The sequence below is a fragment of the Acinetobacter qingfengensis genome (assembly GCF_008693185.1).
Taxonomy (GTDB): Bacteria; Pseudomonadota; Gammaproteobacteria; order Pseudomonadales; family Moraxellaceae; genus Acinetobacter; species Acinetobacter qingfengensis.
The window spans coordinates 127,288-142,920 of record NZ_VXKN01000007.1 but is presented as its reverse complement, the minus strand read 5'-3'; the positions used below and the strand labels follow the sequence as shown (position 1 = coordinate 142,920).

At 39.2% G+C, this 15,633-nt stretch carries 13 protein-coding genes; 9 read left to right on the top strand and 4 right to left on the bottom strand.

Annotated features, from left to right (window positions below):
• Nucleotides 1-94: 94 nt before the first annotated feature.
• Nucleotides 95-2,593: a TonB-dependent siderophore receptor gene (locus F4V57_RS10360; RefSeq protein WP_070070264.1), complete on the top strand. Its 2,499-nt coding sequence runs from the start codon at nt 95-97 to the stop codon at nt 2,591-2,593.
• A gap of 311 nt (nt 2,594-2,904) precedes the next feature.
• Complete coding sequence (locus F4V57_RS10355) at nt 2,905-3,867, top strand: TerC family protein (RefSeq protein ID WP_070070263.1); 963 nt, start codon at nt 2,905-2,907, stop codon at nt 3,865-3,867.
• A 59-nt stretch (nt 3,868-3,926) separates the two neighbouring features.
• Here the strand turns inward: F4V57_RS10355 and F4V57_RS10350 are convergent, their stop codons facing one another.
• Together F4V57_RS10350 and F4V57_RS10345 are read right to left on the bottom strand one after the other, a co-directional pair.
• Nucleotides 3,927-4,547 (bottom strand): riboflavin synthase, encoded by a 621-nt coding sequence (locus F4V57_RS10350; RefSeq protein WP_070070262.1) that lies wholly within the window; start codon nt 4,545-4,547, stop codon nt 3,927-3,929.
• An 86-nt stretch (nt 4,548-4,633) separates the two neighbouring features.
• Complete coding sequence (locus tag F4V57_RS10345; protein ID WP_070070261.1) at nt 4,634-5,899, bottom strand: lytic murein transglycosylase; 1,266 nt, start codon at nt 5,897-5,899, stop codon at nt 4,634-4,636.
• A gap of 349 nt (nt 5,900-6,248) precedes the next feature.
• Here F4V57_RS10345 and F4V57_RS10340 point away from each other — a divergent pair, with 349 nt between their 5' ends.
• From F4V57_RS10340 to F4V57_RS10310, 7 genes are read left to right on the top strand one after another with little or no spacing between them, the layout of a single operon-like run.
• Nucleotides 6,249-7,451 (top strand): SfnB family sulfur acquisition oxidoreductase, encoded by a 1,203-nt coding sequence (locus F4V57_RS10340; protein WP_070070260.1) that lies wholly within the window; start codon nt 6,249-6,251, stop codon nt 7,449-7,451.
• Nucleotides 7,452-7,462: 11 nt separating this feature from the next.
• Nucleotides 7,463-8,689 (top strand): SfnB family sulfur acquisition oxidoreductase, encoded by a 1,227-nt coding sequence (locus tag F4V57_RS10335; protein ID WP_070070259.1) that lies wholly within the window; start codon nt 7,463-7,465, stop codon nt 8,687-8,689.
• Nucleotides 8,689-10,128, top strand: a complete 1,440-nt coding sequence (locus F4V57_RS10330) for an LLM class flavin-dependent oxidoreductase (protein WP_070070258.1) — start codon at nt 8,689-8,691, stop codon at nt 10,126-10,128. Before F4V57_RS10335 ends, F4V57_RS10330 begins: the two co-directional genes overlap by 1 nt.
• 29 nt (nt 10,129-10,157) lie before the next feature.
• Nucleotides 10,158-10,994, top strand: a complete 837-nt coding sequence (locus F4V57_RS10325; RefSeq protein ID WP_070070257.1) for a MetQ/NlpA family ABC transporter substrate-binding protein — start codon at nt 10,158-10,160, stop codon at nt 10,992-10,994.
• A 12-nt stretch (nt 10,995-11,006) separates the two neighbouring features.
• The gene (locus F4V57_RS10320) at nt 11,007-11,849 is read left to right on the top strand and encodes a MetQ/NlpA family ABC transporter substrate-binding protein (protein ID WP_070070256.1); all 843 of its coding nucleotides are present in this window, start codon (nt 11,007-11,009) and stop codon (nt 11,847-11,849) included.
• 10 nt (nt 11,850-11,859) lie between these two features.
• On the top strand, nt 11,860-12,921 hold the full coding sequence (locus F4V57_RS10315) for a methionine ABC transporter ATP-binding protein (protein WP_070070255.1): 1,062 nt from the start codon (nt 11,860-11,862) through the stop codon (nt 12,919-12,921).
• Nucleotides 12,902-13,564, top strand: coding sequence for a methionine ABC transporter permease (locus F4V57_RS10310; RefSeq protein WP_070070254.1), 663 nt, complete (start codon nt 12,902-12,904; stop codon nt 13,562-13,564). The genes F4V57_RS10315 and F4V57_RS10310 overlap by 20 nt, the downstream gene beginning before the upstream one ends.
• Nucleotides 13,565-13,681: 117 nt before the next feature.
• On the opposite strand, the gene F4V57_RS10305 is transcribed toward F4V57_RS10310, so the two are convergent.
• Together F4V57_RS10305 and F4V57_RS10300 are read right to left on the bottom strand one after the other, a co-directional pair.
• Nucleotides 13,682-14,623 carry a helix-turn-helix domain-containing protein gene (locus F4V57_RS10305; protein WP_070070253.1) on the bottom strand — a complete coding sequence of 314 codons (942 nt, stop codon included), beginning with the start codon at nt 14,621-14,623 and terminating at the stop codon, nt 13,682-13,684.
• Between the two features lie 164 nt (nt 14,624-14,787).
• Complete coding sequence (locus tag F4V57_RS10300) at nt 14,788-15,525, bottom strand: type 1 glutamine amidotransferase (protein WP_070070252.1); 738 nt, start codon at nt 15,523-15,525, stop codon at nt 14,788-14,790.
• Nucleotides 15,526-15,633: the final 108 nt, after the last annotated feature.

Sequence of the window (15,633 nt, the reverse complement as noted above, 5' to 3'; positions counted from 1 at the left end):
GTCAGGTGTACAAATGGGGTTGCCCAAACGACATACCTTATGTAAGTGCATCAATTGCGATGTCATTATTCAAGATATTTTTGGGAAAAGGCAAATGACCAATAACAAACCGAATTTAAGATTAACAAAAATCAGCTTGGTACTGGCAACAGTATTATACGCAGGGGCAGTATTTGCTGATACAGCACATCATGTACAGATTCCAGCACAGCGTCTGGATTTGGCATTGCAAAATCTGGCACAACAAAGTGGCGCCCAGATTTTATTTGTGACCAATGTAGTAATTAATTATCAGTCAGAATCCTTAAGCGGTGATTTAACCGTAGAGCAAGCCTTACAAGAATTATTAAAAGGTAAAAATTTACAAATTAAAAAAATCGGTGAAAATAAATTTTCCATTGTGAAGTTGGCTGTGCAACCACAGTATGTGGGTCAATTAAAACCAATTGATGTACAGGCTAGAGGTACGTCAACGAATGGTAGCGTAGCGCAATTGCCAGCAATTACTGTATCTACTGTTGATGAAACAAGAACAGAAGGCAATAATGCCTATACTACACGTAAAGCAACGACAGGAAAGTTTGAACAGTCGTTGAGAGAAACACCACAGTCTATTTCTGTTATGACAAGAAAGCAGCTTGATGATCAGAACATCAGTACGTTAAAAGAGGCAATGGTACAAGCGACAGGCGTTACAGTGACCAGCAATGGAGCTTTTGCTGAAACAGGTTATCTTATGCGTGGCTATCGCGCTGCACAACAACAGGATGGGTTATCTGTAGGTTCAGATGATTCATATAGTATTGCTCCTGCAAGAGATATGGAAATCTATGATCGTGTCGAAATATTGCGTGGACCAGCAGGCTTGCTTGAAGGTAGTGGTGATCCAAGCGGAATTATCAATATGGTTCGTCGTCGTCCAACGGCAGACGCCGAAGGATTTGTGAATTTATCCTACGGTTCTTGGAATAATAAAAGAGTAAGTGTCGGTGCCAATAACAGTTTGAATAACGATGGCAGTATCAGAGGACGCATGATACTGACCCATCAGGAAAAAGATTTTTTTTATGATTACGCAGAGGAAAATCGAAGTTCAGCGTATGCTATTGTAGAAGCTGATGTTTCTGATAAAACTTTATTAACTACTGCAATTAATTATAGTCAGTCTGACAGTATACCATTTTATGGTTGGCCTCCTCATGGTGGCGGCTTTAGTCGGTCAAGTTATTTTGGTGCAGATTGGAATAAAACTGAAGTACCACAAGCATTTGAAGGCCGGCTGGATTTAGAACATGCGTTTGATAATGAATGGAAGCTCAAGTTTGCCACAATCTACCAAAACCAAGAGTTAAATACTCAGATGGGGATTGCAACAACGCCAAATTTTAGTACGCAAACCACAAGTTATTACGGCTACAAAAAACAAAGTAAACAAGCCTTATATGGTGGTGAATTAAGTTTAAGGGGTAAATTTAATTTATTTGAACGTGATCATGATGTGATTGTGGGTGCTACATGGTCAAACAATACGACAAAGATTGGTTCTAGTACGAGTTATGATAATGATGATCGATCGAGCTATTGGAGTTCAGATTATTTAGTTCATCCACGTATAAATTTAAATGATATTCCTAGTCCAAATCTTAATACGCAAGAAACAGAAGTTATAAAATCTAGTTTGTATGGCGCATTAAAATACAAACTACTTGATGATTTAATTCTGACTGTGGGTGGTCGTTTTAGCAATTATGATGAAAAAAGCCGTGGAATTGGAAGTGAAAACCAGAGTGCTTGGGAAAAATCTGATGCAAACGCAAATATGGAGTTCACGCCATATGGTGGTCTAGTTTGGAATTTTTCTAAAGATTTATCTTGGTATCTAAGCTATACAGATATTTTTAGTCCACAATCTGAAAAAGATTGGCAAGGTAAAACCATTAAACCTCGCGTAGGATGGCAAGTTGAAACGGGTATAAAAGGTGAATTTCTTGATGGTGATTTACTTGCTTCATTGTCATTGTTCCGTCTGCGTGATGAAAACCGAGCAACTGTAGATCGTAATGTTACACATTATCCAAACGGTAACTGTGAAGGTGATCCAACGGATAGCTCGACCTTTGGCTGCTCTATAGCTGGTGGTGAAAATCAGACACAAGGTATTGAACTTGAGTTAGTAGGTAAATTAACGGATCAGTGGAATGTCATCATGAGCTATGTATTGACGGATGCAGAAGTCATTAGTACCAATGCGACGGATTGGTGGGAATATGCAGTGGGTTCAAACTTTGCTGCCTATACACCTAAGCATGCATTCAAATTATGGTCTACCTATGATTTTGAAAATGGTCTAAGTGTCGGCGGTGGAGTAAATGCGCAATCGAGTTTATATGACTCGACAACAGGACAGCATAATGGCGGATTTACAATATTCAATACGCATGTTGGATATAAAGTTAATCCACAAATTGATATTGCATTAAATGTAAATAACTTATTTGATAAATCTTATTTTGCGGGCATGGGTTATGCAGCAAACCGATGGATGTACGGCGAACCTCGTAATTTTATGCTGACTTTACGTGCGAAATATTAAACATGGAATAACTAAAATTTGCACAAAATCGAAAGCTATGGCATGCTATATGCACTTCTGGATTACAATCCAAAGCAAAATGAAACGACAAGGGGAGTAGCCTCCTCAAGCATAGCGGTAAATCGCTATGTGTCAGATATCGTCAATACACTTTTTTAATCAGCAATGCTGATAAAAAAAGTCGGTATCTGAGCATCATCTTTGAGATGGTGTAGGCAAGACCTTGATCAAGTTGAAACAGATGAATATCGTCTGGCAACTGGTCAAGGTTTTTTTGTACCTGACTGTTTGTCCAGAACAGGAGGTAATACATGGATTCCATTGGGAATATTTGGCTGTATCTGGCATTTTTTGGCATCGTGATTGTCATGCTTGCCATTGATTTTTTTGGATTTAAGCAAAAAAAAGGGCAACAAGTCGGCATTAAACAGGCTGCGATCTGGAGTGCTGCATGGGTTTCGGTTGCGGTACTGTTCGCAGGAGGACTTTGGCTCTACCTGCAACAAACTGTCGGGCTAAGCATTGCCAATCAAAAAACACTGGAATATTTTACCGGTTATTTACTGGAAAAATCCTTGGCAATTGATAATGTCTTTGTCTGGCTAATGATTTTCTCGGCATTTGCCATTCCTCCAGCATTACAACGCCAAATTTTATTGTATGGTGTAATTGGCGCAATTGTTTTAAGAACCATCTTTATTTTTATCGGTGCATGGCTGGTACAGGAATTCTCTTGGATTTTATATATTTTCGGAGCATTTTTGGTTTATACCGGATTTAAGTTCTTAAAAGGGCAAGATGAAGATCCGAATATTGAAGATATGAAATTGCTAAAATGGTTACGTGGCCATTTACCCATTACCAAGACCTTACAAGGGGATAAATTCTTTGTCAGGGAACAGGGTAAACTTTGGGTTACACCACTATTTATTGTACTGATTCTGGTTGAATTTTCCGATGTGATTTTTGCTGTAGATTCAATCCCTGCGATTTTTGCTGTAACCACCGACCCATTTATTGTATTAAGTGCGAATTTAATGGCGATTTTGGGCTTGCGTGCTATGTTCTTCTTATTGTCTGGCGCAGCATCAAAAATGCATTATTTACCCTATGGTCTAGGGGTAATTTTACTGTTTATCGGTGCGAAAATGCTATTGCTTGATGTGTTCCACATGCCGATCTGGATATCTTTGGGCTTTATTGCGATAGTTCTTGCCATCACTGCGTATCTATCCATTCGCTACAGTAAAAAACAGGATCATCTGTCAGAATAATTTGCCTTGAAATCATCAAATGCCTGATCTCAAATCAGGCATTTTTTTATCCTGTTTATTTATCCACGATTGGCATAAATGCCTTCAATTGTATCGACCAATGTACGAGTAGTCTGGTCAATTTCAAAATTTAAGAAATCACCTTGTTGGACAGATTTTAAATTGGTTAAACGTAATGTTTCGGGGATTAAATCAACTGAAATTTGATTCAGCGTTTTGTCTACACGATTCACAGTTAAACTACAGCCATGCAGTCCGATAAAACCTTTATGAAAAAAATACTTCATTTTTTCGGCTGGAATATTGATGTCGAGATGCAGAGTGTCTCCAGTTTTTTCCAGTCCGGCAATTTGTGCCATGCCTTCGATGTGACCATAGAGTTGATGACCGCCATTTTCCATGCCCATTTTAAATGAGCGTTCGATATTGACTTGATCACCAGTTTGCAGAAATTGTAATGTGGTAAGTTCTAGGCTGACCGGACCAATATCAAAACTGACTAAATGATCTTCTTTGAAGATTTGTGTTACGGTTAGACATACACCGTTTATTGCTACACTGGCACCAATGGATACATCATCAAAAAAATGCTGCTGATTGCTCACATGAATGGTGCAATAGCCATTTTTTTGTTCAACGGCGTATATATTTTCAACGCCCATCACGATACCGGTATACATACCTTTTCCTGAAAGCTAGATTAAATAGTTCGGTCAGGTATTAAAAAAATAGGGTTAATTCCTGACCATTATGTTTCACGTGAAACTTATTGCATGATACGTTCTGCACGTAAGGCGCGCAAAATATTCTGACCTGCACGACCTGTTGTGGCAAGCCCCAGACGACGCTGTTCGATTTGTATGGCTTCACGACTTTTATCACCGATTAACCCGTCAACATCACCAATATCATGTCCACGCTGGATTAAAAGTTTTTGGATTTCTCGCCGCTCTGCACGAGAGGTACCTGCATCATCAGTTGGCCATGCTGAAATGATACCTGATTTACCTTGTAAACGATCGGAAAGTAATGCAATAGCCAGTGCATAGCTTTCGGCTGCGTTATAGCCATAAATCGCATCAAAGTTCTTGAAAACTAGAAATTTAGGACCATTATTTCCGGCAGGTGCCAGCAGTGCAGCAGGTGTAGATGCAGATAGATTGCCTTGAATAATTGGCGAACCATCCATACGGGTAACACCACGGGCGACCCAGTTGCTAAGGGCTGTTTTATTGGTGCGACCAGAGGCAGGAACACCATTGGCCTGAACTTCAAAGCCCCACGGTATGCCGGTTTGCCAGCCAGCCCGTTTGAGAAAGTTTGCAGTAGATGCTAATGCATCAGGAACACTGGAAACTAAATCACGGCGGCCATCTCCATCAAAATCGACAGCTAGGCGATCATAGGTTGATGGCATAAACTGGGTATGACCAAATGCACCTGCCCATGAGCCTTTAAGCTGATCTTGAGTGAGATCGCCACGTTGTAAAATTTTTAAGGTGGTAAAAAATTCACCTTGAAAATAGGATTGTCGACGACCTTCACAGCTTAATGTGCCTAACGCCTGTAATAAAGGATATTTTCCGGAAATATTGCCATAATTACTTTCGACTCCCCAGACTGCAACGACAGTTTCAGCAGGTACGCCGTATTGTGCTGCAACACGGTTGAGGATGCTTTGATATTGTGCAAGTTTTTGTTGACCATCCTGTACACGTTCTTCATCGACCAAACCAGATAGATAGTCCCATAGATCTGTTTTAAATTCCGGTTGATAGTTGAGCTTGTCAATCACTGAATAATCTGGACTAAGATTTTGAGTGTAATGATCATAAACAGTGGCACTTACCCCTGAAGCTATGGCATTTGAACGAAGATTAGCAAGGCAGTTCTGGAAATTATTATTGGAGCTATAACTGCTTGTTGCTGCTGATGCTATGGTAGGAGAAGAAGACTGACCATTAATGATAAGTTCTGCATGGCTGGATGATGCGCAAACAATCAATCCAAGGCTGAGCAAAGTATGACGCATAAATTGGTCCTTGATGATATTTTGGAAAGAATTTGAATAAACATAACATTAATTCTGAAAATAAGTGACAGCAAATACGTAACGATGTTTTTGCTCACTCTATATGAACAGTTATACAAATTTACGCCTTATTTATTCTTTTTATTGATAAAAGATTTTCTTTATTTTACTAAAACTTATTAAAATAAAATTTTAAGACATTGAAATTTATATATTTTTTAAATAAGAAAAATAGAAAAGTTAAGCAATTTTTCTGTTATGCAAAAAATTAGATAATGATCTAATAATCCGTGATTTAAGTTTTTTGATCAGACTAGTTAGTGTTTGCACATTCTATTGAGGTGTCATTATGGCTAATTTAGTTTCTCCAAGTGTATATATCATTGAAAATGATCAAGAAGCGCTAAATGCGGCTTATCAGGTTGCTGATTTTGCTCTGGAAGGAAGAAATCAGCGGGATCAGCAACGACAATTACCTTTTGCAGAGATTGAGAAATTTAGTCAAAGGGGACTGGGAGGAATTCGTATTCCAAAAAAATATGGTGGTGCTTTTGTTTCCAATAAGACACTTGCACAAGTATTTCGAATTCTAAATAAGGCGGATGCCAGTGTCGGACAGATTCCACAGAATCAGTTCGGTGTTTTAAATATCATTGATCTGGTTGGCTCTGAACAACAAAAACAATTTATTTATCAACAAATTTTACAAGGTAAGCGTCTGGCAAATGGTGGTCCAGAACGGTTTACCAAAGATACCAAAACATTAACAACAACTTTGAGTATTGATCAGGGGCGTTATGTCATTGATGGAGAAAAATTCTATTCTACAGGCAGTAGTTTTGCTGATTGGCTGGCGGTAAAAGCTTTACATCCAGAAGGTTATGTGGTGCTGATTGTTGTAGATCGTCATGCAGCCGGTGTAGAAGTTATTGATGATTGGGATGGATTTGGTCAACGCACAACATCAAGCGGCACGGTACGTTTAAACCAGGTGGAGATTGATCCATTTTTAATTTTTGATGAACGTTCTTTAACGCATACTGTTACATATCGAGGCGCTTATTCGCAATTGCTTCAGGTGGCCATTGATGTCGGAATTGCTGAAGCTGCTTTTTCTGACACGTTAAGTGCAATTTATAAGGCTCGTCCAATTATTGATGCCAATGTGGAAAAAGCCAGTTTTGAACATTTTACTTTACAAGAGGTTGGAAAACTTCAGATTTTGCTGGATGCGGCTATTTTATTACTAGATGAAGCAGCGGAATATCTGGATGAATTGGACGCCTTAGCCCAAGTCAGTGAGCAGCAATCTGCTGAAGCGTCAATCCTCGTGGCACAGGCCAAAATCTATGCCAATGATGCTGCCTTACAAATCTCAGAAAAATTATTTGAATTAGGTGGTAGCCGTTCCAGTTTACAACAATACGATCTGGATCAGCATTGGCGTAATGCCCGTGTACATACTTTGCATGATCCTGTGCGCTGGAAGTTTCATATTCTGGGTGATTATTACCTCAATCAACATTTACCAAATCGTCATGCCTGGGTATAGGGAGTATGAACATGACCTCTTATCAGACTTTACAACACGTGAAATCACTTTCCCGGCAAAAGGCGCATGTGATTCAATCAGATGCCGAGGCATTACAGATTGCCTCACAACTTGCAGCACAATTTGAGCAAAACGCAGTACAGCGTGATAGAGAGCGTATTTTACCATTTGAAGAAATTGAGGCCTACAGTCAGTCAGGTTTATGGGCGATTACCGTACCGAAAATATATGGCGGTGCAGAAGTTTCCAGTTTAACTATTGCAAAAATCATTGCTTTGATGAGCGGTGTGGATGGTTCAATTGGACAAATTCCTCAAAATCATTTTTATGCACTTGAAGTTCTACGAAATACTGGAACAGAACAACAAAAGCAACGTTTATATGCCGAAATTCTTGCAGGTGCTCGATTAGGCAATGCACTGGCTGAATTTAAAACCAAAAGTGCTGCACAAAAAACTGCATCAATTCGCAAAACGGATCAGGGTGTATCTATTGTTAATGGGGAAAAATTTTATTGCACAGGCAGTCTTTTTGCGCACAGGATTCCTACGCTGGTTACAGATGAGCAAGAACATGAATTTCTGGCGTTTATTCCAAGTGACAGCAAAGGTGTGGAAAAAATTGATGACTGGTATGGATTTGGACAAAAAACAACGGGTAGTGGCACGGTCAAATTTCATCAGGTAAAAGTTGTATCAGAAGATGTTATTCCGTTTGATCAGGCATTCTTACAGCCTACGCTGGTTGGCCCATTTGCACAGTTGATGCATGCCGCCATTGAAGTTGGTATTGCGCGTGCAGCTTTTGAAGAAACATTAATTCGGGTACGTCAGGCTCGTCCATGGATTGATTCCGGCGTTGATTCAGCGACACAGGATCCATTAACACTGTATGAACTTGGTCGAGTGGCTGCTGATGTGCGTGCCAGTGAGGTGCTATTAAAACAGGCTGCACAATCCATTGATTTGGCCCGACCACAACCAGATGCCGACAATATTGCCAGAGCTTCGATTGATGTCGCTAAGGTACGTGCGCATAGCAGTGAAACGGCATTAAAAGCAGCATCGAAATTAATTGAACTGGCAGGTAGCCGTGGCAGTCAACGTAAGGATGGATTAGATCGTTTCTGGCGTAATGCGCGGGTGCATACATTACATGATGCTGCTCGCTGGAAATATTATTTTATTGGTCAATATGTATTAAACGGTATTTTACCACCAAGACGAGGAACTTTGTAATGACGATAACATCGCATCTTCCTCCCAAGAAAATCTTGCTCAATGCTTTTGATATGCATTCAGTTGGACATATTAATCATGGCTTATGGGCGCACCCTCGTGATGAATCGCATCGGTTTAATTCGCTAAGTTATTGGACAGATCTAGCAAAAACACTGGAAAAAGGCCTGTTCGATGGACTATTTATTGCAGATATTACCGGTGTCTATGATGTTTATCAAAATAATCTGGATGTTACATTAAAAGAATCTGTGCAATTACCTAGTCATGATCCCGCAACTTTAATTTCTGCGATGGCTGCTGTGACTGAACATTTGGGTTTTGGCTTAACGGTTAACTTGAGTTATGAGACACCTTATCAATTGGCAAGGCGTTTTGCCACATTGGATCATCTCACTGAAGGACGTATTGGCTGGAATATTGTGACTGGCTATCTGGATAGTGCAGAACGTTTAATTGGTAATCAAGGTTTAAAAGCGCATGACTTGCGTTACGATCAGGCCGAAGAGTTTTTGCAACTTTGCTATAAATTCTGGGAAGGTTCATGGCAGGATGATGCAGTGATTAAGGATAAAAGCAGACGTATATTTACTGATCCTCAAAAAGTCCACAGTATCCGGCATCATGGTCAATTTTATCAAAGTGAAGGCGTATTTCAGGTTGCACCGTCAAAACAGCGTACACCTGTATTATTTCAGGCAGGAACATCACCTCGTGGTCTACAATTTGCCACACGGCATGCCGAAGCGATGTTCATTGGTGCTGATCATCCAGAAAAAGTGAAAGTGCAAGTAGAAAAAATTCGTCATCTGGCGCAACAGCAGGGGCGATCTGCGGATGAAATTAAAATTTTTGTAGGTATTACGGTTGTTACGGGTGCAACTGACCAGCAGGCACAGGAAAAACTTGCAGAATATCGTCAATATGCCAGCCCTGAGGCAGGATTGGCACATTACTCAAGTTCGGTAGGCATTGATCTTTCACAGTTTACAGATGATGAAGTGATTCCATACCGCCAGAGTAACAGCATTGTGTCGGTAAACGAAAAATTTAAGCAGCAACAAATCACTATCAAGGATTTGAAAGATCAACATATTCTAGGTGGTCGCTATCCATTATTTGTCGGTAGTGGAGCCAGTGTTGCAGAACAACTCATTGAATGGCTGGATTTTACTGGAATTGATGGTTTTAATCTGACGCGTACAGTCGCACCAGAATCACATCAAGATTTTATTGAGTATGTCATTCCCGAATTACAACAGCGGCAACGTTATAAAACAGCTTATGAAACAGGTAGTTTACGGCAAAAACTGGCAGGACAGGGGGATCGCTTACCGGAATCACATCCTGTTCAACAATTTCGAATATCGTCATTAACCACGACACCAAAATCGACTAAACAACAAGCAAGCAGACAACAATCTATAGTAACCCAGTAGGCAATAGGGTAGAGGATCAGGAAAAACTTATGGCACAACAACAATCAAAATTGAAATTTGTAGTGATCGCTGGCGTGATCATTGCAGTTATTGCAGCTCTGGCTTACTGGAACTATCAAAAAAAATCTGGTGATAGCGAGCTGGTGATCGGTATTAGCCCATCTTTTGCCAAACCATTACAGGTTGCCGCAGATGAAGCTAAAAAACAGGGTGTTAATGTCAAGCTGGTTGAATTTTCTGACTGGAATACTCCAAATATTACCTTGAGTCATGGGGATATTGATGCCAACTTTTTTCAACACCAACCATTTTTGGACAATGCAAAAAAAGAAAATCCGGATTTTAAATTAAAAGCCTTTGCTACAGGTGTGGCATCGCATGTAGGGTTATATTCAAAAAAATATACCAGTCTGGATGCTTTGCCTCAAAATGCAAAAGTTGTCATTCCAAACGATCCAGTCAATCAGGGTCGTGCTTTATTGTTATTGCAACAGGCGAAATTAATCACACTGAAAGATCCCAACAATCACTTATCTGGTCTTAAAGATATAGCTGAAAATCCAAAACAACTACAGTTTGTTGAAGTAGAAGGCCCACAAACAGCTCGTGCCATTGATGATGCTGATTTAGCATTTGGATACCCACATTATTTACGTTTGGCAAAAACTGCCGATCCGAATTCTGCGTTATTACTTGATGATAATACCAATACACGTTATGCGATTTTATTTGTCGTACGTGAGGATTATCAGGATAAAAATGACAAGCTTAAAAAATTCGTTGAAATCTATCAAAATTCACCAGAGGTAAAACAGGCATTGGATCAGGATTTCGGTGCAAAATTATGGTTTCCTGGTTGGAAATAACTGGAGCAGTTCATGGCACAGCATCGTAGCAAAAATAAAAAGTATGCCTTGATTGGTGGTCTGGTTGTTTTAACCCTTGCAGTATTGATTGGTTATCGCTGGTATAGCACACAACATCAGCAGGATGATGTATTAACTATCGGTATCAGTCCACCGTATGCAGAACTATTACAGACTGTTGCGGAGGAGGTAAAACAACAGGGTATTCAAGTGAAACTCATTGAATTTTCCGACTGGAATGCGCCCAATGTTGCTGTTCAAAATGGAGATATTGATGCCAATTTTTTCCAGCAAAGTGTCTTTTTGCGTAATGCAATTCAGGAAACTGGATACGATTTGAAATCCTTTGCAATTGGTACAGGAAGCCATGTGGGATTATATTCAAAAAAATATAAATCTTTGCAAGCGTTACCTCAGAGTGCCAGTGTGGTTATTCCAAGTGATCCTGTGAATTTGTCTCGTGCCTTGACTTTATTGCAACGCGCAAAACTGATCAGCCTAAAGGATAATGCTCAAAATGATTTGCTAACGACACAGGATATTGTCAGTAATCCCAAACAATTACGTTTTCTTGAAGTTGAAGGACCTCAGACAGCACGTGCATACAATGAAGCAGATCTAATTTTTGGCTTTCCACATTATTTGAATATGGCAAAAGTTGCAGATCCGCACGACGCATTATTTTTAGATCCGATTGATAAGAAATATGCCATTTTGTTTGTGACACGCAATGATTATCAGGATAAAAATCAAAAGCTTGAAAAATTTGTAACCGCCTTTCAAAATTCTAAATCTGCCCGTGCGATTCTGGATAAGGATTTTGGACAAGGTCTATGGTTTGAAGGCTGGAAATAAGGAGAACATGATGGTGAGTTTTGGTGCCCCCGTAGATTTTAGTGTAACGCATATTAAAATCCGTAATCTGAATAAATATTATGATGTTCAGGGCCATCGTGTTCACGCCCTCAAAAATATTCAGTTAGATATTCCACAAGGTAAAATCTTTGGCATTATTGGGAAAAGTGGTGCAGGAAAATCATCACTGATTCGTACACTCAATGGACTTGAAAAACCAAGTGACGGTCAAATCTTGATTCATCAGCACGATTTATCAAAATTGAATCATGCAGAATTGATTCAATTGCGACAACGTATTGGTATGATTTTTCAGCATTTTAATCTGATGTCTGCCAAAACTGTCTGGGATAATGTGGCGCTACCGCTTAAGGTAGCAAATTTTAAACCGGCTGAAATCGAACAACGGGTAAATGAGGTTTTACAATTGGTTGGTTTAAGCGATAAAGCACATCATTATCCATCCCAGCTTTCCGGTGGACAAAAACAACGTGTCGGTATTGCTCGGGCACTGGTTCACCATCCTGAAATTTTATTGTGTGATGAAGCAACATCAGCGCTAGATCCTGAAAGCACGTCAGTGGTATTGTCTTTATTAAAAGAAATTAATCAAAAGCTTGGCATTACTATTGTTTTAATTACACATGAAATGCAGGTTATTCGTGAAATTTGTGATCAAGTTGTTGTGATTGATCATGGTGAAATTATTGAATCAGGGCAAGTTTGGTCAGTTTTTTCTGATCCGCAGCAGCACATTACTCAGGAATTATTAAATCTGGAACAACTGGATTTACCTTTTGAATTACGTGATACCCCTGATGAGCAGTTTACGCACACCATTTTAAAATTAAGATATCAATCTGAATTGAAACATGCGCCGGATATCAAGCAATTGTTTAGTGATGATGTTCAACCTATTAAGCTTTATCAAAGTCATATTGATAGTATTCAACAACATCTCATTGGAACTTTTGTGGTGGCGATTCCCCATCAGAATCAACAAGTCATTGCTACGTTACAGCAACACTTTTTTGCAATTGAGGTATTAGGTTATGTACGACCAACTGCTTGATTTATTATTGACGGGTTTGACGGATACCTTAATCATGGTCGGTGTATCAGCGTTTGTGGCTTTTCTGATTGGTTTGCCGATGGCGGTGATTTTGGTTAATACTTCGGAAAATGGCATTTATCCGTCCAAAAGTATTAATCAAGCCTTGGGTTGGATCGTCAATATTACCCGTTCAGTACCTTTTTTGATTTTGATGGTGGCATTGATTCCAATCACCCGCTGGATTGTCGGTACCAGTTATGGTGTTTGGGCTGCGGTTGTTCCTCTTACTATCGCGGCTACGCCATTTTTTGCCCGTATTGCAGAAGTTAGTCTACGTGAAGTGGATCATGGTCTGATTGAGGCAGCGCAGGCTATGGGATGTAACCGTAAGCAAATTGTCTGGCACGTGTTATTACCAGAAGCTTTACCGGGAATTATTGCCGGTTTTACCGTAACCTTGGTGACCATGATCAATTCTTCTGCGATTGCTGGTGCAATTGGTGCAGGTGGATTGGGAGATATTGCTTATCGCTATGGCTATCAACGTTTTGATATGCAAATTATGTTGGCGGTGATTGTTGTTCTGGTAATTTTGGTGATGCTGGTACAGGCTGGCGGAGATGCATTGTCACGTCATCTGGATAAACGAAAAATTTCATAAAGATTTTATCTGATGACCAAAAACCATGATGCAACCATATTTTTGTGGGTTGGATCATGGTTTTTATATTTGATCATAAAGAATATATGATTATTTTGACCCATTAATTCTTATGGATCACTGGATATTCTGAATTAAATTTCTGGTCGGTGATTTACCAAATAATTTTTTATACTCTCTGCCAAAATGGCTACTATGTGAAAAACCATATTGATGTGCAAGTGCTGTTAAAGAGAGTGTGTTTTTGGACTTATGAAGAATACGATTTGCTGCATTTAAACGAATGGCTCGAATATATTTATTAGGGGATATTCCTGTCGTTTTTTCAAATGCATAATGCAAGGAGCGGTGGGGAATTTGTAGTTCCTGACAAATATCTAAAATGCTTAAATATTGGTCGCTTTCGAGGACTCTTTCATACACGTATTGAATAATATGATGATGATTACTGCCTAACGTTTTAGGCTGTGCAGTATTATCGTCTATATCAAAATAATGCAAAACCAGATCAATAATATCGTCATAAATTTGCTGGCATAACTCAATTTTCGGTAATGTCAGGGATTTGGTATATTGATCTAGAATAGCGGTACATTTTTGGATAAGTAATGCGGAAATTTGATTGTTAAAAAGAATACCACACCCAAAACGCTGTTTTAGTATTTGCTGCATATCTGGATGGATTAAACGCTTTTCCAAAACGGATTTATGTAATGAAACGACAATATAATCTGTATCAGGTGGAGTACAAAAGAAAAATTCATGTTCGGAAGGTAATAAAGTTGCACCATTGACACATAAAGTATGGGTTGGGAGATGATTTTTTTCAGGAATGAGTTGAATTGGGATAAGGATATTGATTGTATCAGGTGGTGTTTTTGTGCATTGTGCTACACGGCAGTTCATTTGTTCTCTAAAAATACGTAAGCCATTGAAAGTTAGATCCTGTAAGCGACTTTTAAAAGCTGATTCGGAGAGTTGATTATATTCTTGCTCCCAGAAATCAAGTGCCTGGGCATGATAGATAATGTCCTCAAATGGTTGATCCTTGACGTACATGGCAGGGTTTCGATCCTTGCAATTTTCTAATTAAAGCAAGAGCAAGTTTTGTACCATAATCTTATTTTCTTAAATGTATTTTAACGATAATAGTCATTGAATTATTCGAATAACTTTTTCAACCAAAAAATTGTGTATGTAATATGCCTACTGTTAAAAGTACATTAATGTCTGTGTTTAATGACATAATCAATTGCTTGATTTAATAGATTTTGACCAGCGTGATATTGTTCAGGAGGAGCATTTAATGTATCTGCAATCGGGGCAACAAATGGTCCCTGATAGTTATTAATATCCTCAATAAGCGTTTCAAAAAACATAGTTAAAGTTTTTATTGTCACTTCCGGATGAAATTGGAAACCAATCACATTATGTTGATATTGAAATATTTGATTGTGACAGACATCATTTTTTGCAAGCTGTATGGCATGTTTAGGCAATTCAAACGTTTCGGAATGCCATTCCAGAACCGTGATGACGGGTGGTATATGAAAGTGTGTTGATGTGATAGGCTGAGTTGCATAAACTTCACGCCAGCCACGCTCTTTTTCTGGATTTTTGAAAACCTTTGCATCCAATGCTCTAGCAATAAGTTGTGCACCCAGACAAAGGCCAATGACCGGTTTTCCGGAAAGGATATATTGCCTGATCCATGTGATTTCGGCATGAAGCCATGCATAACGATTTGTATCGTTGGCACTCATGGTTCCACCCATTACAATCAATAAGTCGACATCTTCAATAGCAGGGAGTGCATTTAGACCTAATTCGATTTTTGGTGGGAGTGCATAGAAGGCTGTAGTGGTTATGTCGGCATGATAATGCTGAATTAAATAGGCTTCACAACTACCCAGACCTTCATTTTCAATATGTTGAAAATAATGTACTTTTAGTGATTTCATTAAGTTATCCTTTCGCTTATGACAAAGAGATACCTTATGCGTTTATGGTGTTGGTGAATATCATGAATTGGCAGATTGAGTAAAAGAGCCGCCTTTTCTGACGGCTGA

What these genes read in the sequence shown, in the direction of transcription:
- F4V57_RS10360 (WP_070070264.1), top strand. Translation starts at nt 95, where the DNA reads ATGACCAATAACAAACCGAATTTAAGATTAACAAAAATCAGCTTGGTA.
- F4V57_RS10355 (WP_070070263.1), top strand. Translation starts at nt 2,905, where the DNA reads ATGGATTCCATTGGGAATATTTGGCTGTATCTGGCATTTTTTGGCATC.
- F4V57_RS10350 (WP_070070262.1), bottom strand. Translation starts at nt 4,547, where the DNA reads ATGTATACCGGTATCGTGATGGGCGTTGAAAATATATACGCCGTTGAA.
- F4V57_RS10345 (WP_070070261.1), bottom strand. Translation starts at nt 5,899, where the DNA reads ATGCGTCATACTTTGCTCAGCCTTGGATTGATTGTTTGCGCATCATCC.
- F4V57_RS10340 (WP_070070260.1), top strand. Translation starts at nt 6,249, where the DNA reads ATGGCTAATTTAGTTTCTCCAAGTGTATATATCATTGAAAATGATCAA.
- F4V57_RS10335 (WP_070070259.1), top strand. Translation starts at nt 7,463, where the DNA reads ATGACCTCTTATCAGACTTTACAACACGTGAAATCACTTTCCCGGCAA.
- F4V57_RS10330 (WP_070070258.1), top strand. Translation starts at nt 8,689, where the DNA reads ATGACGATAACATCGCATCTTCCTCCCAAGAAAATCTTGCTCAATGCT.
- F4V57_RS10325 (WP_070070257.1), top strand. Translation starts at nt 10,158, where the DNA reads ATGGCACAACAACAATCAAAATTGAAATTTGTAGTGATCGCTGGCGTG.
- F4V57_RS10320 (WP_070070256.1), top strand. Translation starts at nt 11,007, where the DNA reads ATGGCACAGCATCGTAGCAAAAATAAAAAGTATGCCTTGATTGGTGGT.
- F4V57_RS10315 (WP_070070255.1), top strand. Translation starts at nt 11,860, where the DNA reads ATGGTGAGTTTTGGTGCCCCCGTAGATTTTAGTGTAACGCATATTAAA.
- F4V57_RS10310 (WP_070070254.1), top strand. Translation starts at nt 12,902, where the DNA reads ATGTACGACCAACTGCTTGATTTATTATTGACGGGTTTGACGGATACC.
- F4V57_RS10305 (WP_070070253.1), bottom strand. Translation starts at nt 14,623, where the DNA reads ATGTACGTCAAGGATCAACCATTTGAGGACATTATCTATCATGCCCAG.
- F4V57_RS10300 (WP_070070252.1), bottom strand. Translation starts at nt 15,525, where the DNA reads ATGAAATCACTAAAAGTACATTATTTTCAACATATTGAAAATGAAGGT.